The 18,217-nt window shown below is 73.0% G+C and carries 16 protein-coding genes; 10 read left to right on the top strand and 6 right to left on the bottom strand.

The features are described 5' to 3' along the window. Nucleotides 1-46: 46 nt before the first annotated feature. Complete coding sequence (locus ACFVX9_RS28285; protein ID WP_063348201.1) at nt 47-349, bottom strand: DUF2530 domain-containing protein; 303 nt, start codon at nt 347-349, stop codon at nt 47-49. A gap of 163 nt (nt 350-512) precedes the next feature. On the opposite strand from ACFVX9_RS28285, the gene ACFVX9_RS28290 reads away from it, so the two are divergent. The 3 genes from ACFVX9_RS28290 to ACFVX9_RS28300 all read left to right on the top strand — a co-directional run bounded on the left by ACFVX9_RS28290 (nt 513) and on the right by ACFVX9_RS28300 (nt 5,076). Further along, nucleotides 513-1,973, top strand: coding sequence for an NCS2 family permease (locus tag ACFVX9_RS28290; protein ID WP_380482490.1), 1,461 nt, complete (start codon nt 513-515; stop codon nt 1,971-1,973). 206 nt (nt 1,974-2,179) lie between these two features. Beyond that, a complete protein-coding gene (locus tag ACFVX9_RS28295) occupies nt 2,180-3,103 on the top strand; it encodes a DUF4231 domain-containing protein (protein WP_063348198.1) in 924 nt (307 codons plus the stop codon). A 260-nt stretch (nt 3,104-3,363) separates the two neighbouring features. Further along, nucleotides 3,364-5,076, top strand: coding sequence for a hydrogenase maturation protein (locus tag ACFVX9_RS28300; protein ID WP_387984193.1), 1,713 nt, complete (start codon nt 3,364-3,366; stop codon nt 5,074-5,076). A 149-nt stretch (nt 5,077-5,225) separates the two neighbouring features. Here the strand turns inward: ACFVX9_RS28300 and ACFVX9_RS28305 are convergent, their stop codons facing one another. Continuing rightward, the gene (locus ACFVX9_RS28305; protein WP_063348196.1) at nt 5,226-6,041 is read right to left on the bottom strand and encodes an MHYT domain-containing protein; all 816 of its coding nucleotides are present in this window, start codon (nt 6,039-6,041) and stop codon (nt 5,226-5,228) included. Between the two features lie 323 nt (nt 6,042-6,364). Continuing rightward, nucleotides 6,365-6,796: a VOC family protein gene (locus tag ACFVX9_RS28310; RefSeq protein ID WP_387984194.1), complete on the bottom strand. Its 432-nt coding sequence runs from the start codon at nt 6,794-6,796 to the stop codon at nt 6,365-6,367. A gap of 151 nt (nt 6,797-6,947) precedes the next feature. Between ACFVX9_RS28310 and ACFVX9_RS28315 the strand changes: the two genes are divergently transcribed. After that, the gene (locus ACFVX9_RS28315; RefSeq protein ID WP_063348195.1) at nt 6,948-7,382 is read left to right on the top strand and encodes a MarR family winged helix-turn-helix transcriptional regulator; all 435 of its coding nucleotides are present in this window, start codon (nt 6,948-6,950) and stop codon (nt 7,380-7,382) included. 237 nt (nt 7,383-7,619) lie between these two features. Then, a complete protein-coding gene (locus tag ACFVX9_RS28320) occupies nt 7,620-9,029 on the top strand; it encodes an MFS transporter (RefSeq protein ID WP_387984204.1) in 1,410 nt (469 codons plus the stop codon). Nucleotides 9,030-9,110: 81 nt separating this feature from the next. Here the strand turns inward: ACFVX9_RS28320 and ACFVX9_RS28325 are convergent, their stop codons facing one another. After that, on the bottom strand, nt 9,111-9,629 hold the full coding sequence (locus ACFVX9_RS28325; protein ID WP_387984196.1) for a GNAT family N-acetyltransferase: 519 nt from the start codon (nt 9,627-9,629) through the stop codon (nt 9,111-9,113). 45 nt (nt 9,630-9,674) lie between these two features. On the opposite strand from ACFVX9_RS28325, the gene thpR reads away from it, so the two are divergent. After that, a complete protein-coding gene (thpR, locus tag ACFVX9_RS28330; protein ID WP_380491314.1) occupies nt 9,675-10,262 on the top strand; it encodes an RNA 2',3'-cyclic phosphodiesterase in 588 nt (195 codons plus the stop codon). Between the two features lie 318 nt (nt 10,263-10,580). On the opposite strand, the gene serC is transcribed toward thpR, so the two are convergent. Both serC and ACFVX9_RS28340 read right to left on the bottom strand, forming a co-directional pair. Further along, complete coding sequence (serC, locus tag ACFVX9_RS28335; protein WP_387984198.1) at nt 10,581-11,699, bottom strand: phosphoserine transaminase; 1,119 nt, start codon at nt 11,697-11,699, stop codon at nt 10,581-10,583. A gap of 223 nt (nt 11,700-11,922) precedes the next feature. Then, entirely contained in the window at nt 11,923-13,023 is a 1,101-nt protein-coding gene (locus tag ACFVX9_RS28340) for a citrate synthase 2 (protein WP_350877533.1), read from the bottom strand. A 416-nt stretch (nt 13,024-13,439) separates the two neighbouring features. Between ACFVX9_RS28340 and pdxH the strand changes: the two genes are divergently transcribed. The 4 genes from pdxH (at nt 13,440) to ACFVX9_RS28360 (ending at nt 18,085) form a co-directional block, all read left to right on the top strand. Beyond that, nucleotides 13,440-14,072, top strand: coding sequence for a pyridoxamine 5'-phosphate oxidase (pdxH, locus tag ACFVX9_RS28345; RefSeq protein WP_063351198.1), 633 nt, complete (start codon nt 13,440-13,442; stop codon nt 14,070-14,072). Nucleotides 14,073-14,555: 483 nt separating this feature from the next. Continuing rightward, nucleotides 14,556-14,738: an FxSxx-COOH cyclophane-containing RiPP peptide gene (fxsA, locus tag ACFVX9_RS28350; protein ID WP_063348191.1), complete on the top strand. Its 183-nt coding sequence runs from the start codon at nt 14,556-14,558 to the stop codon at nt 14,736-14,738. Nucleotides 14,739-14,779: 41 nt separating this feature from the next. Next, complete coding sequence (locus tag ACFVX9_RS28355) at nt 14,780-17,245, top strand: FxsB family cyclophane-forming radical SAM/SPASM peptide maturase (RefSeq protein WP_387984200.1); 2,466 nt, start codon at nt 14,780-14,782, stop codon at nt 17,243-17,245. 15 nt (nt 17,246-17,260) lie between these two features. Then, a complete protein-coding gene (locus ACFVX9_RS28360) occupies nt 17,261-18,085 on the top strand; it encodes an aminoglycoside N(3)-acetyltransferase (RefSeq protein WP_380482507.1) in 825 nt (274 codons plus the stop codon). Nucleotides 18,086-18,217: the final 132 nt, after the last annotated feature.

Genomic DNA, 18,217 nt, shown 5'->3' on the forward strand with positions numbered 1-18,217 from the left:
GACTCTACGGGTGCCTTATGTCCGGTGCGTGCTACTAAAGGACTATTCAGTCCGACTGGGTGGCCGGGTCCTGGCCGTCGTCTCCGGCCGCCCGGTTCGCGGCCTCGGCGGCGCGGTCGCGGGCGATGGCGTCCCGTCGGGCGCGGCAGTACCAGAGGCCGATCAGGCCGAGCAGGCCGCCGGAGAGGCAGATCCACGGCCAGGTGCCGTGGCCGTGGTCGGAGAGGGTGCCCTGGAAGGGGAGCAGGGCCAGGAAGGCGACGAACCACAGCACCGTGCCGCCGCCGACGATGGCGACGTCGTTGGCCTCCAGCGGAGGGGGCGAGGGGTGCAGCGGCGTCTTGGGCATGGGGCCTAGCGTACGGTGCGGCGGCAGACCCGCAGGGGCCCTCTGGTTTCTACGCGCGAAGATAGCGCGTGTGCGATCGGGAAACCATACTGAAAGTTCCCCGCCCGGCCACCGTCGCCCCGGGCGTCCCCCCCTCCTCAGCTCCCCCACAGAGGACGCACGCATGCCTGTGGTCCAGCCGACCACCGAGTCGCCCGAACCCGCCTCCAGCGCCCCCGAGCCCCCCGCCGGCGCCCTGGACCGCTACTTCCGGATCAGCGAGCGCGGCTCCACCCTGCCGCGCGAGATCCGCGGCGGCGTCGCCACCTTCTTCACCATGGCGTACATCCTGGTGCTCAACCCGATCATCCTGGGCAGCGCCACGGACATGACCGGGGCCCACCTGGACAGCGCCCAGCTGGTCACCGCCACCGCCCTCACCGCAGGTCTCACCACCCTGCTGATGGGCGTGATCGGCAACGTCCCGATCGGCCTGGCCGCCGGCCTCGGCGTCAACACCATCGTGGCGCTCCAGCTCGCCCCCAAGATGACCTGGCCGGACGCCATGGGCATGGTCGTGCTGGCCGGCTTCGCGATCATGCTGCTGGTCGCCACCGGCCTGCGCGAGCGGGTCATGAACGCCGTGCCGCTCGGGCTGCGCAAGGCCATCGCGATCGGTATCGGCCTGTTCATCGCCCTCGTCGGCCTGGTCGACTCCGGCTTCGTCAGCCGCATGCCGGACGCCGCGCACACCACCGTCCCGCTGCAGCTCGGCGGCAGCGGGCACCTGCTCGGCTGGCCGGTGCTGATCTTCGTGTTCGGCCTGCTGCTCACCCTCGTCCTGCTGATCCGCAAGGTGCCCGGCGCCATCCTGATCAGCATCGTGGTCAGCACCGCGCTCGCCGTGGTGATCGACAAGCTCGTCGACGTCCCGGCGCTCAAGTGGGGCCTGACCGTCCCGGCCTGGCCGGGCAACCCGGTCGCCGCCCCGGACTTCGGCCTGGTCGGCAAGGTCAGCCTGTTCGGCGGCTTCGAGAAGGTCGGCGTGCTGACCGGCGTGCTGTTCGTCTTCACCGTGCTGATGTCCTGCTTCTTCGACGCGATGGGCACCATCCTCGGCGTCGCCGACGAGGCCCACCTGCTCGACGAGAACGGCGACCTGCCCGGCATCAACAAGATCCTGATGGTCGACGGCATCGCCACCGCGGCCGGCGGCGCCACCTCCGCCTCCGCGAACACCTGCTTCGTCGAGTCCACCGCCGGTGTCGGCGAGGGCGCCCGGACCGGCTTCGCCTCGATCGTCACCGGCCTGCTCTTCGTGGTCGCGCTCTTCCTCACGCCGCTCGCCACCATGGTCCCGGCCCAGGCCGCGACCCCGGCCCTGGTCACCGTCGGCTTCCTGATCCTGGCGGGCTCGATCAAGGAGATCGACTGGTCGGACCACACCATCGCGATCCCGGCCTTCCTGACGATCGTGATGATGCCGTTCACCTACAGCATCACCAACGGCATCGGCTTCGGCTTCATCGCCTTCTGCGTCCTGCGCCTGGCCGCCGGGCGCGGGCGCAGCGTGCCCGTCCCGCTGTACCTGGTGGCGGGCGTCTTCGCCTTCTACTACCTGATGCCGGCCCTCGGCCTGCTCTGACGCCGCACCGCTCCACCGGCGGCCCCGTCCTCTCCCCCTCCGGGGAAAGGGCGGGGCCGCCGTCGTTGCCCGGGGCCCGGTGCCCGCGGAGCCCGTTGCCTGCGGGGCCGGTCGAACGCCGCCGGGAAAATGTCAAAAAGGGGCCTGTGTAGCGAAGTTGACGGAGGGAATACTGCCTGGACGGACACGGGGAGGGGGCTCGACCGATGGTGCAACAGGATCCGCCCGGGGGAGACGAGGCGAAGCTGCTGCCGGAGCTGTTCTGGACGGCGGACAAGGCCTCGCTGGACGGCCAGCGCGAGACGCTGCGCTGGTACCGCGGACTGATCGCCATGCTGGTGATCGCCGCCGTGATCGGCTCGTTCCCCGGGCCGAAGGACCGCGGCTCCTTCGACAGCGTGCCGCTGTACTCGGTGGGCGCCTTCCTGATCGCCGGCTACTTCTGGTCCCGGCTGCGCCGCAGCAACCCGCAGGGGCGCTGGTACGAGGCCCGGGCGGCGGCCGAGTCGGTCAAGACGCTGGCCTGGAAGTACACCGTCCGGGCCCGGCCGTTCGACGGCGAGGCGGAGTCCGCGGACGTGGACCGCGGCTACCTGCTCCAGGTCGAGGACGTGCTGCGGGCCTTCGAGGACCCGGAGATCGTGCCGCCCGGCACCGTCCCCGAGATCACCCCGGAGATGCGGCGGATGCGGGCCGGCAGCCTGACCACCCGCCGCATGCTCTACCTGCGCACCCGGGTCGAGGGCCAGCGCACCTGGTACCGCGCCCGAGCCGAGGCGTGCGAGACGCAGGCGGTGTCCTGGGGGCTCGGCATCGCGGCGCTGATCATCATCGGCGCGGCGGCGGCCGTCGCCCAGGCCACCGGCGCCCTCCAGGTGCACGTCTTCGGCGCCAGCTCGGCCGCGGCGGCCGCCGTCATCGCCTGGACCCAGCTCAAGCAGCTGCGCCCGCTGGCCGCCGCCTACCAGCTGGCCGCGCGCGAACTGGAGAACGTCGGCAACCAGCTCTCCGACCTCGACCTCAAGACGCCGGACGCCGAGGCGCGCTGGGCCCGTATGGCCGCCGAGGCGGAGGACGCGGTGTCCCGCGAGCACACCACCTGGCGGGCCCGCCGGGCGTTTCCGCGGTAGCGGCCGGGGCCGTCGACGCCCGGTAGCGGCCGGGGCCGTCAATGCCGGGGAGCGGCCGGGCCTGTCGATGTCGGCGGGCGGTCGCTGCCGTCAACTCCGGGGAGGGGCTGGGGAGATCCGGCGAAGCGGGCGCCACGCCGGGCGCACAGGTGTGCGGAGTGCGTGAGGGTCGGGCGGGAAGGCGTAGAACGTAATCATTACGTGTCCATGCCCTGGTTTCATCGCCTGCGCGCGACCCCAGTCCCTGTCCGGAGGCCCTCTTGCGCATTCTCCTGATCGCCAGCGCGTTCAACAGCCTGACCCAGCGCGTCCACGCCGAGCTGCGCGGGCGCGGCCACCAGGTCGCCGTCCAACTCGCCCTCGGCGACGAGGCGATGAGGGCGGCGGTGGACCGTGCCGACCCCGAGCTGATCATCTGTCCGATGCTCACCAAGGCCGTCCCGCAGGACATCTGGTCCACCCGGACCGTCCTGATCGTGCACCCCGGGCCCCAGGGCGACCGCGGCCCCTCCTCGCTCGACTGGGCGATCACCGAGGGGGCGGACCGCTGGGGCGTGACCGTCCTCCAGGCCGTCGAGGAGATGGACGCCGGCGACATCTGGGCGTCCGTCGAGTTCCCCGTCACCGACTGCGGCAAGAGCGAGCTGTACCGGGGCGAGGTCGCCGACGCGGCCGTCGAGGCCGTCCTGCTCGCCGTCCAGCGCTTCGAGGGCGGGCTGTTCACCCCCGAACCGCTCGACTACGACCGGCCGGACGTCCACGGCAGGCTGCGGCCCCTCCTGCGGCAGGACGCGCGCCGGATCGACTGGGCCGCCGACGACACCGCCACCGTGCTGCGCAAGCTCCGCGCCGCCGACTCCCAACCCGGCGTGCTCGACGAGCTGTTCGGGCGCGAGTACTTCCTGCACGGCGGCCACCCCGAGGACGAGCTGCGCGGCCCGGTGCCCGGCGCCGTGCTCGCCACCCGCGACGGCGCGATCTGCCGCGCCACCGTGGACGGCGCGGTCTGGATCCCCCAGCTGCGCCCGCGCCGCACCCCGGGCGGGCCCGCCACCTTCAAGCAGCCGGCCGCGACGGTGCTCGCCGGCCTGCTGCACCGGGTCCGCGAAGTCCCGGTGACGCCGACCTCGGCGGCCCGCCGGGACACCTGGTCGGAGCTGCGCTACCGCGAGGAGGGCGACGTCGGCTACCTCGAATTCGCCTACGCGGGCGGGGCGATGAGCACCGGGCAGTGCCGCCGGCTGCTCGCCGCCTACCGCGAGGCCGCCGACCGGCCCACCTCGGTGCTGGTGCTCGGGGCGCCCCGGGACTTCTACTCCAACGGGATCCACCTCAACGTCATCGAGGGCGCGACCTTCCCGGCGTTGGAGTCCTGGGAGAACATCAACGCGATGGACGACCTGGTCCACGCGGTCCTCACCACGACCGACAAGCTCACCGTCGCCGCCCTGGCCGGGAACGCGGCGGCCGGCGGCCTGATGGCGGCCCTCGCCGCCGACGAGGTGTGGTGCAGGGAGTCGGCGGTGCTCAACCCGCACTACCGGCTGATGGGCCTCTACGGCTCCGAGTACTGGACGTACACCCTGCCGCGCCGGGTCGGCGACGAGCAGGCCGCGCGGCTGACCACCGGGGCGCTGCCGGTCGGCGCCGAACACGCCCGCCGGATCGGGCTGGTGGACCGCACCTGCGGCGGGGACGCGGCCGCCTTCCGGCGCTGGGTGGTCCGGGAGGCCGCCGCGCTCGGCGCCTCGCCCGAACTCACCGGGCGACTGGTCGACAAGAAGCGTCGCCGGTCCGTCGACGAGGAGGTGAAGCCGCTGGCCGAGTACCGGGCGGAGGAACTGCGGCGGATGCACGCCAACTTCTACCGGGCGGGCGAGCCGTACCACGCGCTGCGGCGGGACTTCGTGCACAAGGTCTGCCCGGTGGCCACACCCGCGCACCTGACCGGGCTGCTCGGGCGGCCGGAGTGAGCGGGCGGCGTCGGCCGGAGTGAGCCGAGGGCGTCCGGCCGGGGTGGGGGACCCGGGCGGACGCCCTCGGGGCTTGGGGGGACTGGGAGGCGGGGGGCTTCGGGGGCTTCAGGGGCTTCGCGGCTTTGGGGCCTTGGGGCCCGCCCGGCTCAGCGCCTGGTGCCGGCCTCGTCCCGCTGCCGCCGCTGGCGCGGGACCAGTGGGACCAGCGGGGCCGCCGGGCCGAGCAGGAGCGGCTGCGTGGTGCTGCGGCTCGGTGAGACCGCGAAGGCCAGCGAGCCGAAGAAGACGTAGCAGCCGAGCCCGACCCCGAGCGGGAAGATGAACTGCAGCGCCATCACGCCGCCCTGGGTGGAGTGCGAGTAGTCGAGCCGCACCGAGAGCGCCGCCATGCCGGTGTAGTGCATCGCGCACACCGCCACGCCCATGACCGGCGCGGCCGCGAGGACGGCGAGCGTGCCGCGGATGTTCAGGGTGGCCCAGAGCGCGGCGGTGGCCGCGAACACGGCGATGGCGACGGACAGCCAGACCGTGAGCCGGTCGTAGTCGAGGTGGCCGGGCAGGACCATCGCGGCCATCCCGAGGTAGTGCATCGCCGCGACCCCGAGGCCGGTGGTCAGCCCGCCGGCCAGCAGGGACAGGACGGGGCGGCGGCTGTACCCGACGGTGAACAGGCCGATGCCGACGACGGCGATGGCGACCAGCAGGCTGAGCACGGTCAGCCCGGGGCGGTAGCTGATCTCGACCCCGGTGACGGAGAAGCCGAGCATCGCGATGAAGTGCATGGACCAGATCCCGGCGCCGAGCGAGGTCGAGGCGAAGAGCAGCCAGACCACCCTGGTCCGGCCCTGCGAGACGAGTGCCCAGCGGGCGCTGCGCAGGGCGACGAAGGCGCCGAGGCAGGCGACGAAGTACGAGACCGCCGGTGTCACCCAGCCGTGGTCGGCATGATGGATCTCACCCAAGAGAGCTCCCAGGACGGATGCGGGGGAGGAAGGGCGCCAGGCCTCGGGCGGACACGGATGGTCGGGAAGGAACGCGGCAACGGGCGCGGGAACGGCGCCGCCGAAGGGAGACCTGGCGTGTGGTGCCCCTGACAACGGGGGACAGTAGCCACTACCGGACGGTCGCACAAGGTTCGCGCTTTTCGTGAAGTCCCTGGTCAGGATGGACCTTTACGCGGCCTGCATGATCTTGGCACCAACTCCTGACACCGCCTGCGCACGGCACCCGGTCGGTTCGTCCGTTACTCCGGGTTCGTCACCCCGGGCTCGTCACTCCGCGTTCGTCACTCCAGCGGGGCTAGCCCGAACGGGTGGCCGGCCGGGTCGATCAGCACCTTGAGCGTCCGGCCGTGCTGGTACGTCGGCTCGGTCGCGCCGAGTGCGAGCGCCTTCGCGATGGCCTCGTCCAGGTCGTCCACGTAGAAGTCCAGGTGGAAGTGCTTGCCGCCGTCCGGCTCCGTCCACGGCTCCGGCCGGTAGCCCGAGACCCGGCCGAAGCCCAGCGGGCTGCCGCCCTCCGGGTTGTCCAGGATCGCGAACTGCTCGTCCAGGTGGCGGCTCTCCCAGCCCAGCAGCTCGCCGTAGAACCCGGCCAGCGCGATCGGGTCGGCGCAGTCGATGGTGACCATGGCGAGGCGGGCGAAGCCGGTGTCGTTCTGCGCGGCGGCGAGGCCGGCAGTGAGCCCGGAGGCGGGGTCGGCGGCGAGGTCGGACATGTCTGGTCGGCCCTTCCAGTCGAGATCATTCGAGACCCAGCACCAGCATCGCACCGGGTCGATCTTCCGGCGCGCGGTGAACGGACGGGGCCGGCGGGGTGGAATGGGAACGCATTTTCCTTAGCGAGAGTAATGACGTAAGCTAAAGAACATGCCCGAGATGTCCGAGCAGGACCTCGCAGCGATCAATCAGCTGCGATCGTCCACGATGCGCCTCTCCCGTCGACTCAAACACCAGCGGGTCGAGGAGTCGCTGAGCCCCACCGAGATGGGGGTGCTCGGCACCCTCGCCAGATGCGGAAAGGCGACACCGGGTGAGCTCGCCCGGAAGGAGCACGTGCAGCCGCCCTCCATGACCAGGATCGTCGCGATGCTGGAGGAGAAGGGGCTGGTGCGGCGCGAGCCGCACCCCGAGGACCGCCGCCAGGTGGTCGTCAGCAGCACCGAGCAGGCCGAGGCGATCCTCGCCGAGAGCCGACGGCGCCGCAACGTCTGGCTCGCCGAGCTCGCCGAGGGGCTCGACGAGGAGGAATGGGCCGTCCTCCGGGAGGCCGCGCCCGTGCTCTACAAGCTCGCACACCTCTAGGCACGCCGACCCCGGCCCGCCGGCCGGGAGAAGAAGGAGTACCGCATCACCGCAGCACCGACCACAGAAACCAGGAGCGCGACGGCCGCAGTTCGGGCCGTCGCGCCGCGAGGGGAGACCACCGTGACACCGCCGGCCGCAGCCAGCGCCGCCGCCATCCGCACCGACGACCAGACCACCGACCCCACCGCGGCAGGCGCCGCGGCCGCCGACCTCCAGGCACCCGCCCCCACGGGGCTGCCCGGCAGCGGCGACGACGACCCCGACGAACGCACCGCGGCGGACGACCCCGCCGCTCCCGGACGCACCCACGCGTCCACGTCTCCCACAGGTGCCCGCTTCACGAGGCCCGGGGGGATGTTCTCCTCCCTGCGCGTTCGCAACTACCGCTACTACTTCGCCGGCCAGGTGGTGTCCAACACCGGCACCTGGATGCAGCGGATCGCCCAGGACTGGCTGGTCCTCAGCCTCACCGGCAGCCCCCTCGCGGTCGGCATCACCACCGCCATGCAGTTCCTGCCGATGCTGCTGCTCGGCCTGTTCGGCGGCGTGCTCGCCGACCGGATGCCCAAGCGCCGGCTGCTGATCTACACCCAGGGCGCCATGGGCCTGCTGGCCGCCGGTCTGGCCGTCCTGACCATCGGCGGCGTCGTGACGCCGTACTACGTGTACGCCTTCGCACTGCTGCTCGGCCTGGTCACCGTGGTCGACAACCCGACCCGGCAGGCCTTCGTGTCCGAGATGGTCGGGCCCAAGGACCTCGCCAACGCGGTCAGCCTGAACGCCGCCAACTTCCAGACCGCCCGGCTGGTCGGCCCCGCCGTCGCGGGCCTGCTGATCGCCGTGGTCGGCAGCGGCTGGGCGTTCGCCGTCAACGCGCTGTCCTTCGCCGCCGTGATCGGCGGGCTGCTCGCCATGCGGGAGAGCGAACTGCGCCCGACCGAGCCGATCGCCCGCGAGAAGGGCCAGCTGCGGGAGGGCCTGCGCTACGTCAAGGAGCGGCCCGAGCTGCTCTGGCCGATGGTCCTGGCCGGGTTCATCGGCACCTTCGGCTTCAACTTCCCGACGCTGCTCTCCGGCTTCGCCTACGACACCTTCAAGGTCGGTGCCGGGCAGTACGGCCTGCTGAACACCGCGATGGCGGTCGGCTCGCTGGCCGGCGCGCTGCTCGCGGCCCGCCGGGGCGTGCCCAGGCTGCGCCGGCTGGTGGTGGCGGCGCTGGCCTTCGGCTCGCTGGAGGTGGTGGCCGCGTTCGCACCCGACTACTGGACCTTCGCGGTGCTGCTGACGCTGATCGGGGTGTTCGGACTCAGCTTCAACACCTCCGTCAACTCCATGCTGCAGTTGGCCACCGACCCCGCGATGCGCGGTCGCGTGATGGGCCTGCTGGTGCTGGTCTTCACCGGCGGCACGCCGATCGGCGCCCCGATCGTCGGCTGGGTGACCGCCTCGTACGGGCCCCGGCTCGGCCTGCTGGCCTGCGGACTGGTGTCCGCGCTGGCGGCCGGTGTGGTGGGCCTGGTGCTGGCCCGCAGCGCGGACCTGCGGGTGCGGTTCGACCTGCACCCCGGCCGTGGCGGCCGGGTGGTGGCCTTCGTGCCGCGGACCATCGCCGCCGCCAAGTCGGAGCTGGCGCCCGCCTGCTGACGAGGTGTCATGCCCCGGGGCGGTGGTCCGCCCCGGGGCTTCGGTGCAGGGTCGGGGGTCCTTCGGTGCAGGGCCGAAGGGTCAGAGCCGGATCGCGAGGACCTGGCCGGGCCAGATGCCGTTCGGCTGCTCGGCCTCGAAGGACTCGGTCTCGGTGAACCCGAGCGCCCGGTACTGGCCGACCAGCCTGCGGTCGGCGCCCGCGTAGCAGTCCACCCGCAGCAGGCCGAGGCCGCGCCGGCGGGTCTCCTCGACCGCGTCGGCGATCAGCGCGGTGCCGATCCCCGAGCCCTTGCGGCTGCGGTCGGTGACCAGGATGCGGACGTACAGCTCGGGCTCGTCCACTGCGGGGATGTACTTCCCCCGCTGCTCGGACAGCACGCAGCAGCCGACGGTGCGGCCCTCGTCGTCCTCGGCGAGGCGGATCAGGAACGGTTCGGTGGCGTACTCGGAGACCTGCTCGACCCGGGCCGGGATGGTGCTGAAGGGCTGGTCGCCCCACTGGCCGGTGCGGCCCTGGCCGGCCAGCCAGCCCACGGCGCTGTCGAGCAGGGCGAGGATGTCGGGAATGTCGTCCGGTCCCCCGGTGCGGATCTTCATAGGAAACGTTCTAGCCCAAACCGCCTCGCGCGGGAAGATGTCCCCATGAGGCTCTTCGTGGCGGTCCTGCCACCGGTCAACGTGCTGCAGGGGCTGTCGGACGCGGTGGCGCCGGTGCGCGGGCTGCCCGGGGCGGACCGGCTGCGCTGGACCACCGTCGAGGGCTGGCACCTGACCCTGGCCTTCCTCGGCGAGGTGCCGGCCGAGGAACTGCCGGAGCTGGAGGCGGGCCTGGCCGCCGTCGCCGAGGTGCACCCGGTGCACCGGCTGCGGCTGTCCGGCGCCGGCCGGTTCGGCGACCGGGTGCTCTGGGTCGGGGTGGAGGGGCAGACCTGGGCGCTGCGCCGGCTCGCCGAGGCCGTGTCCGAGGCCACCGCCGCGGTGACCGGGGAGGTCGACGCCTTCACCTTCCACCCGCACCTCACGCTCGCCCGGGCCGGCTCTTCGCGCGGCCACCGGCGGGCCGTCCAGCGGCTCGCGGCGGCCGAGCTGGACACCCTGGCGGCCGCGCTGGCCGACTACCGGGGGCCCGAGTGGGAGGCCGCCGAGCTGCACCTGATGCAGAGCGACCTGGACGGCGGCTTCGCCCACTACTCCTCGCTGCGCGCCTGGCCGCTCGCCGACTGGAGCTGAGCCGGGGCGCGGTCGGGCCCGGGGTGGCGGTTCGGGCCTGGGGCGGCGGTTCGGGCCCGGGGTGGCCGTTGGGCCCGGGGCTCCGATCCGTCGGCGGGTGGGCCGGAGGTACGCTCATTGACCGTGGATCCCAAGACTCGAATGCGTATCGTGACCGGCACCCTGGTGCTGCTGCTGGTCGTCGTGCTGATCAGCTCGATGGTCGGCGGGTAGGCCCGGCCGGCGGGCCCGCCTACCCGGCCCGGCTGGTCGGCCCCGCCGCAACGGCTGAGGGCCACCGCCCGGAGGCGGTGGCCCTCAGCCGTGCACGGGGGTCGCTCAGAGCTGCTCGACTACGTAGTCGATGCAGTGGGTGAGCGCCTCGACGTCCGCCGGGTCGATCGCCGGGAACATCGCGACGCGCAGCTGGTTGCGGCCCAGCTTGCGGTACGGCTCGGTGTCCACGATGCCGTTGGCACGCAGTGCCTTGGCGACGGCGGCGGCGTCCACCGACTCGTCGAAGTCGATGGTGCCGACCACCTGGGAGCGCTCGGCCGGGTTCGCCACGAACGGGCTGGCGCAGGAGGACTTCTCGGCCCACGCGTACAGCCGGGACGAGGAATCAGCCGTACGGGCGACGGCCCAGTCGAGCCCGCCGTTGCCGTTCAGCCATTCCAGCTGGTCGGCCAGCAGGAACAGGGTGGAGATCGCCGGGGTGTTGTACGTCTGGTCCTTCGACGAGTTGTCGATGGCCGTCGGCAGGTCGAAGAACGGCGGGATGTACCGGCCGGAGCCGGCGATCTCGGCGGCGCGCTCCAGGGCGGCCGGGGAGAACGCGGCCAGCCACAGGCCGCCCTCGGAGGCGAAGGACTTCTGCGGGGCGAAGTAGTAGACGTCGGTCTCGGTGATGTCCACCGGCAGGCCGCCGGCGCCCGAGGTGGCGTCCACCAGGACCAGCGAGCCCTCGTCCGCGCCGACCGGGCGCTTGATCGGCATCGCGACGCCGGTCGAGGTCTCGTTGTGGGTGAGCCCGTAGACGTCGACGCCGGCCTCGGCGACCGGCAGCGGGTGGGTGCCCGGGGCGGTCTTGATGACGCTCGGCTCGGCGAGCCACGGCGCGGCCTTGACCGAGGAGGCGAACTTGGAGGAGAACTCGCCGAAGTCCAGGTGCTGGGACTTCTCCCGCACCAGGCCGAACGCGGCGATGTCCCAGAAGGCGGTGGAGCCGCCGTTGCCGAGGACGACCTGGTAGCCCTCGGGGAGCGAGAAGAGGCTGCTCACGCCCTCGCGTACGCGCTTGACCAGGTTCTTGACCGGGGCCTGGCGATGCGAGGTGCCGAGCAGGGAGGTCTGGGTGGCGGCGAGGGCACTCAGGGCCTCGGGGCGCACCTTGGACGGTCCGCAGCCGAAACGGCCGTCTGCGGGCTTGATGTCAGCGGGGATCTGGATCTGAGCCACGCGCGCAGCCTACCGGCCGGGGCGCCGCCCGGGGTACGGTCGTCCGCACGCTGAGACTGTGATCTTCACGGCTCCCAGCTGCGGAAACAGCGGGCCCGAACTGCGGAAACAGCGGGCCCGACGGAGGTCGGACCCGCTGCTCGGGGGTGGTGCGGACGCGGAGCGCCCGGGGCGCCCGGGGGCGTTCGGCGGGCGCTCGGGGCGCTCGGGGCGCTCGGTGGGCTCAGTGGCCGATGGCGTCCCAGCCCTCGATCTCCTCGGGGCGGCGCGGGCCGGGGCCGATGTAGCGCGCGGCGGGGCGCACGAGCCGGCCGGTGCGCTTCTGCTCCAGGATGTGCGCCGACCAGCCCGCGGTGCGCGCACAGGTGAACATCGAGGTGAACATGTGCGCCGGCACCTCGGCGAAGTCCAGCATGATCGCGGCCCAGAACTCGACGTTGGTGGCCAGCACGCGGTCGGGGCGGCGGTTGTGCAGCTCCTCCAGCGCGGCCTTCTCCAGCGCCTCGGCGACCTCGAAGCGCGGCGCGCCGAGCTCCTTGGCGGTGCGGCGCAGCACGCGGGCGCGCGGGTCCTCGGCGCGGTAGACGCGGTGGCCGAAGCCCATCAGGCGCTCGCCGCGGTCCAGCGCGTTCTTGACCCAGGTGGTGGCGTCGCCGGTGCGCTCGATCTCCTCGATCATGCCGAGCACGCGGGACGGCGCACCGCCGTGCAGCGGGCCGGACATCGCGCCGACCGCGCCGGAGAGCGCGGCCGCCACGTCGGCGCCGGTGGAGGCGATGACGCGGGCGGTGAAGGTGGAGGCGTTCATGCCGTGCTCGGCGGCGGAGGTCCAGTAGGCGTCGATGGCCTTGACGTGCTTCGGGTCCGGCTCGCCGCGCCAGCGGATCATGAACCGCTCGACGACCGTCTCGGCCTTGTCGATCTCGCTCTGCGGGACCATCGGCAGGCCCTGGCCGCGGGCCGACTGGGCCACGTAGGACAGCGCCATCACGGCGGCGCGGGCGAGGTCGTCGCGGGCCTGCTCGGCGGAGATGTCGAGCAGCGGCTTGAGGCCCCAGACCGGGGCGAGCATGGCGAGCGCGGACTGCACGTCGACCCGGATGTCACCGGAGTGCACCGGGATCGGGAACGGCTCGGCGGCCGGCAGACCGGGGTTGAACTTGCCGTCCACCAGCAGGCCCCAGACGTGGCCGAAGGAGACGTGGCCCACCAGGTCGTCGATGTCGACACCGCGGTACCGCAGCGCGCCGCCTTCACGGTCGGGTTCGGCGATCTCGCTCTCGAACGCGACGACTCCCTCAAGCCCGGGTACGAAGTCGGACATACGACGGCTCCTTCAGTTCTGCGATCGGCGCTGCGCCGTGGTGGGGCGGCGCGCCAGTGACCGAATGGTGGTTGGCACTCGGTGCCAGAGTGACAGGCACCGGGTGCATTGCGCCATACACCACCATGGTGATGTTGCGCTTGGGCCCGCTTGACTTTTCCGCCGAGGGTCGGTCGTGCCCGGGAATCTCCGGAACCAAACGCCTGGTTCGGGACAATTCACCGTACGGGGGGCGGTCGAGCGGTGGCGGGACACCTTATCTCCCACCGGGGTTTGTCCGGAGGTAGCGGTGCCGGTTGCTTGTCGTACGGGATGATGTTGACGTGCAGACCCCGGAACGCGCCCAGTCGACGCCCCTGAGCCCCGCCACCCGGATCCTGGCCGACGATGCCCGGCCCGGACCGGACCTCACCGTGATGCGCAAGCACTACACCCACGAGGGCCTGGTCGAGGAACAGCTCGCGCCCGAGCCGATCGCCCAGTTCACCCGCTGGTTCCACGAGGCGGACGACGCCGGGGTGGTCGAGCCCAACGCGATGGTGCTCTCCACCGCCGACGCCCAGGGGCGGCCCAGCTCGCGCACCGTCCTGCTCAAGGGCTACGACGCGCGCGGCTTCGTCTTCTTCACCAACTACGGCTCCCGCAAGGGCTCCGAGCTCGCCGCCAACCCGCACGCCGCGCTGCTGTTCCCGTGGATCGCGCTGGCCCGCCAGGTGATCGTCCAGGGGAGGGTGGAGAAGGTCGGCCGGGACGAGACCGCCGCCTACTTCCGCACCCGGCCGCACGGCTCGCAGCTCGGCGCCTGGGCCAGCGAGCAGTCCAGCCCGGTCGGCGGGCGCGACGTCCTCGAACAGCGCTACGCCGAACTGGAGCGCCGCTACCCGGAGGGCGAGGGCGTGCCCGTGCCGCCGTTCTGGGGCGGGTACCGGGTGATCCCGGAGAGCGTGGAGTTCTGGCAGGGGCGGGAGAACCGACTGCACGACCGGCTGCGCTACTTCGCCGATCCGGCCGGAGCGGGCGGCTGGCGGGTGGAGCGGCTCTGCCCGTAGCCGGCGGGTCTGCGAGGCGTTCGAATACCGATGGGTCCGTCGTCGGGCTCGTCGGGTCCGTCGTCGGGCTCGTCGGGCTGGCCGTCGTGCGGAGTCGGAGGAGTGCGGGGCGCTGTCGAATCGCGCCAACCGGCCTTCGCCGACCGGTGGTTCGGGTGGGGCGCGAGCGTCGGGGGAGGGGGCTCCGGCCGCGCCGGTGGAGCGGGTCGGGCCGGGTCGGCGGCCGTACGTTGGCGCAGGGGCGCCGCCGGGGTGGGTTCGGCGGCGCGAAGCCGTGCCCCTGTGCGCCGGTCAGGTGCCGTCACGCGACCGCCGAGTGGGTGAACTTTTGGCGAGACTTCGCTGCGTGAAGGGGGTAGTGGGCTGTTAGGGGCGCGCAAGAGCACGGCGCAGCCCACGTGCTGGCAGTACCCTGGTCGACTAGGCCGACGTATATACCCGGCCCTGCTTCTCTCTAACCCCCATCGTGGAAGAGAATCGAACATGACACCCGCACTGGACACCATGCCCCGCACTGAACTGACGGAGCCTCAGGGCGAAATCCGGCCTTCGCTGGCCGACCTCGCCCAGCTCGGCGCCGAGGAACTCTCTGCCAGGATCCGACGAGCCCTGCCCGACACCGGTGCGGGTGCGGTGCCGGTCGCGGCCTTCAACTCCTCCATCTGATCGGCCGACTGACCGTCGGCTCCGGCTGAATCCGATCGACCATGACGCCAACTCCGCTGCCTTTCACCCAATTCGTCGTGAAAGTGCACAGCCGGTGTGATCTTGCCTGCGATCACTGCTACGTGTACGAGCACGCCGACACCAGTTGGCGTCGACGCCCCAAGGTCATCGGTGACGAAGTCCTGAACAAGATCGCCGAGCGGATCGGCGACCACGCGGCCGCACACCGGCTGCCCGCCGTCCGGGTCGTCCTGCACGGGGGAGAACCCCTGCTCGCCGGCCCGGACCGGTTACGCCACGCGGCCAAGGCGCTCCGGGCGGCCCTGCCGCCCGGCTGCGCACTCGACCTGCGCATCCACACCAACGGCGTCCAACTGGACGACGCCTACTGCGAACTCTTCGCCGAAGTCGGCATGAGGGTCGGCATCTCGCTCGACGGCGACCGCGCCGCCAACGACCGCCACCGCCGCTTCGCCGACGGCCGCAGCAGCCACCCGCACGTCCTGCGGGCGGTCGAGCGGCTGCGCCGGCCCGCGTACCGGCACCTCTACGCCGGGCTGCTCTGCACCGTCGACATCGAGAACGACCCGGACGCCGTCTACCGCGCCCTGGCCGAACTCGACCCCCCCGCCGTCGACTTCCTGCTGCCGCACGCCACCTGGGAGGACCGGCCGAAACCGGCCGCCGACGGTGCGCAAACACCGTACGCGGACTGGCTGTTGGCCGTGTACCGGAGATGGGACGCCGACGGCCGCCCGTTCGCCGTCCGCACCTTCGAATCCGTCCACCGGACGTTGCACGGGCTCTCCAGCCTCACCGAATCGCTCGGCCTGGAACCCTCCGACCTGGTCGTCCTGGAGACGGACGGCAGCTTCGAACAGGCCGACAGCCTCAAGACCGCCTACGACGGCGCGCCGGAGACGGGGTACGACGTCTTCGCGCACAGCCTCGACCAGGTCGCGCTGCACCCCGGCATGACCGCCCGCCAGTCGGGGCTGGCCGGGCTGAGCGCCGCCTGCCGGGCCTGCCCGGTCGTCCGCAGCTGCGGCGGCGGCCTGTACGCCCACCGGTACCGGGCCGACACGGGCTTCGACAATCCCTCCGTCTACTGCGGTGACCTCATGAAGCTCATCAACGAACTCGCCGGCGACGCCGCCGGGTCCGCTGCCAGTTCCGCCGCCGCTTCCGCGGCCGGTTCCGCCGCCGGTTCCGCTGCCGCGGCGGGCCCTTCCGTGCCCGCCCAGGCCGGGGAGCCGGTGGTGCCGGCCACCCTCACCGAGCGGCAGCTCGACCAGCTCGCCCGCGGGTACGGGGACCAGGACACCGTACGGGCCCTGTCCCGCGCCCAACTCGCCCTCACCCGGGCCATGCTGGCCGCCGCCTGGGACGCCTCCGGGCAGCCCGGATCGGCGGCCTGGGCGCTGCTGTCCGAACTCGACGCGAGCGCACCCGCCGCCGTCGACACCGTCCTCGCCCACCCGTACGCCCGCGCCTGGGCCGCCCGCCGGCTCGCCGGGGACCTCACCGTCGGGCTCGGCCCGCTGGCCGCCCTGGCCGCCGCCGCCGCCGTCCGCGCCGGGCGGGGGGACGCGGTCGCGGTGCCGGTGCGCGGCGGGTGGCTGCACCTGCCGACCCTCGGGCGGACCGCCGCCCCGGACGGGGAGGCGGTCGTCACCGGCCTGGCCGACGGGTTCAGCGTGCGGGCGTCCGACGGATCGGTGTCCGCCGCCCTGGACCAGCCGCTGCGGCGGGTCCGGCTGGCCGGAGGGTGGACGGTCACCCTGGAGGACGTCGACCCGCTGCGCGACAGCCACGACCACGCCGTGGCCGGCCGGCTCTCCGACGGCGAACTGCTCGACTGGACGGGCGCGTTGCGCGAAGCCTGGGAACTGCTCGGGCACGACCTGCCCGCGTACGCGGAAGGCCTCCGGGCCGGCCTCACCACCATCACCCCGCTCCGGCCGGGCCCCGCCGGGCGGGACGTCAGCTCGGCCGCCCGGCAGGCCCACGGCGCGGTCGGCATCGCCCGGCCCGCGACCGCGCCGACGCTCGCACTGCTGCTCGCGCACGAGTTCCAGCACGTCAAACTCGGCGCCGTACTCGACCTGTTCGACCTCCACGACCCGGCCGACGAGCAGCTGTACCTCGCGCCCTGGCGGCCCGATCCGCGCCCGCTCGAAGGCCTGCTGCAGGGCACCTACGCGCACCTCGCCGTCACCGAGTACTGGGGCACCCGCGCGCTCGCCTACGACGGGCTGCCGGGCGAGGCCGCCGACCGGGCGCGCACCCAGTTCGCGCTCTGGCGCCGGTACACCGCCGAAGCCGTCGACCGGCTGGCCGGATCCGGCGCACTCACGGCGCTCGGCTTGCGCTTCGCCGACGGCATGCGTGAGAGCGTCGCACCGTGGCTCGCCGTACCGTTGCCCGTCGCCGCCGAACGGGCCGCCGAACGGGCCCGTCACGAGCGTGGTCACGAGCGCGGCCGCGCCCGCCACGCCGAGGTCTGACCCAGAGGAGCGGCCATGCGCACCGTCACTGCTCTCACCGGCACTGCTCTCGCCGGCACCGCCCTCACCGGCACCGCCCTCACCGCTGGGGGTTTGGCCGCCGGGTTCGCCCAACTCGGCGTCCGCCCGGGCATGGTGGTGCACGTCGAGGCCTCCCTGCGCGCCCTCGGCCCGGTGGACGGCGGCGCCGCCACCGTCGCCGACGCGCTGCTCCACGTCCTCGGCCCCGGCGGCACCCTGGTCGCCTACACCGCCACCCCCGAGAACTCCGCCACCTCGCGCATCCACCAGACCGCCACCGCCGGCCTCACCCCGGCCGAGACCGCCGCCTACCGGGCCCGGATGCCGCGGTTCGACCCGGCGACCACCCCCTGCTCGCCGACCATGGGCGCCCTCTCCGAGGAGATCCGCACCCGCCCCGGCGCCCTGCGCAGCCGCCACCCCCAGACCTCCTGGACGGCCCTCGGCCGGCACGCCCGCGAGATCACCGCCCACCACCCCCTCACCTCCCACCTCGGCCCCGAGTCCCCGCTCGGACGCCTCTACGACCTCGACGCCCGGGTGCTGATGCTCGGCGTCCCGATGGCCCGCTTCACCGCCTTCCACCTCGCCGACCAGCGCATGCCCGACGTCCCCCTGCGCGAATACCGCTGCGTCGGCCCCGACGGCTGGCTCACCTTCCGGGCCCCCGAGCTCGACGACCTCCACTTCGCCGACCTCGGCACCCGCGTCCTCGCCGCCGCCACCGGCATCACCACCACCCACCTCGGCACCACCGACTGCCGCCTCGTCCCCCTCCGCGAAGCCGTCGACCTCGCCGAACACCTCCTCCGCCCCTGAGCCCCCCACCCCAGCTCAGTTGCTCCCGTCGCCGCTTCTGCCCCGCCCAAACGGCGAAGGGCTTGTCCCGGTCTCCTGTGGGTCGGGAGGCGGCCCCACCCACCTCCTCCACACCAAAAAACCCCTCCCCGC

Source organism: Kitasatospora sp. NPDC058243 (assembly GCF_042882025.1).
Taxonomy (GTDB): Bacteria; Actinomycetota; Actinomycetes; order Streptomycetales; family Streptomycetaceae; genus Kitasatospora.

Excerpts from the sequence above, each read along its gene's own strand:
- ACFVX9_RS28285 (WP_063348201.1), bottom strand. The coding sequence starts at position 349 with ATGCCCAAGACGCCGCTGCACCCCTCGCCCCCTCCGCTGGAGGCCAAC.
- ACFVX9_RS28290 (WP_380482490.1), top strand. The coding sequence starts at position 513 with ATGCCTGTGGTCCAGCCGACCACCGAGTCGCCCGAACCCGCCTCCAGC.
- ACFVX9_RS28295 (WP_063348198.1), top strand. The coding sequence starts at position 2,180 with ATGGTGCAACAGGATCCGCCCGGGGGAGACGAGGCGAAGCTGCTGCCG.
- ACFVX9_RS28310 (WP_387984194.1), bottom strand. The coding sequence starts at position 6,796 with ATGTCCGACCTCGCCGCCGACCCCGCCTCCGGGCTCACTGCCGGCCTC.
- ACFVX9_RS28315 (WP_063348195.1), top strand. The coding sequence starts at position 6,948 with ATGCCCGAGATGTCCGAGCAGGACCTCGCAGCGATCAATCAGCTGCGA.
- ACFVX9_RS28325 (WP_387984196.1), bottom strand. The coding sequence starts at position 9,629 with ATGAAGATCCGCACCGGGGGACCGGACGACATTCCCGACATCCTCGCC.
- thpR (WP_380491314.1), top strand. The coding sequence starts at position 9,675 with ATGAGGCTCTTCGTGGCGGTCCTGCCACCGGTCAACGTGCTGCAGGGG.
- ACFVX9_RS28340 (WP_350877533.1), bottom strand. The coding sequence starts at position 13,023 with ATGTCCGACTTCGTACCCGGGCTTGAGGGAGTCGTCGCGTTCGAGAGC.
- pdxH (WP_063351198.1), top strand. The coding sequence starts at position 13,440 with ATGCGCAAGCACTACACCCACGAGGGCCTGGTCGAGGAACAGCTCGCG.
- fxsA (WP_063348191.1), top strand. The coding sequence starts at position 14,556 with ATGACACCCGCACTGGACACCATGCCCCGCACTGAACTGACGGAGCCT.
- ACFVX9_RS28355 (WP_387984200.1), top strand. The coding sequence starts at position 14,780 with ATGACGCCAACTCCGCTGCCTTTCACCCAATTCGTCGTGAAAGTGCAC.
- ACFVX9_RS28360 (WP_380482507.1), top strand. The coding sequence starts at position 17,261 with ATGCGCACCGTCACTGCTCTCACCGGCACTGCTCTCGCCGGCACCGCC.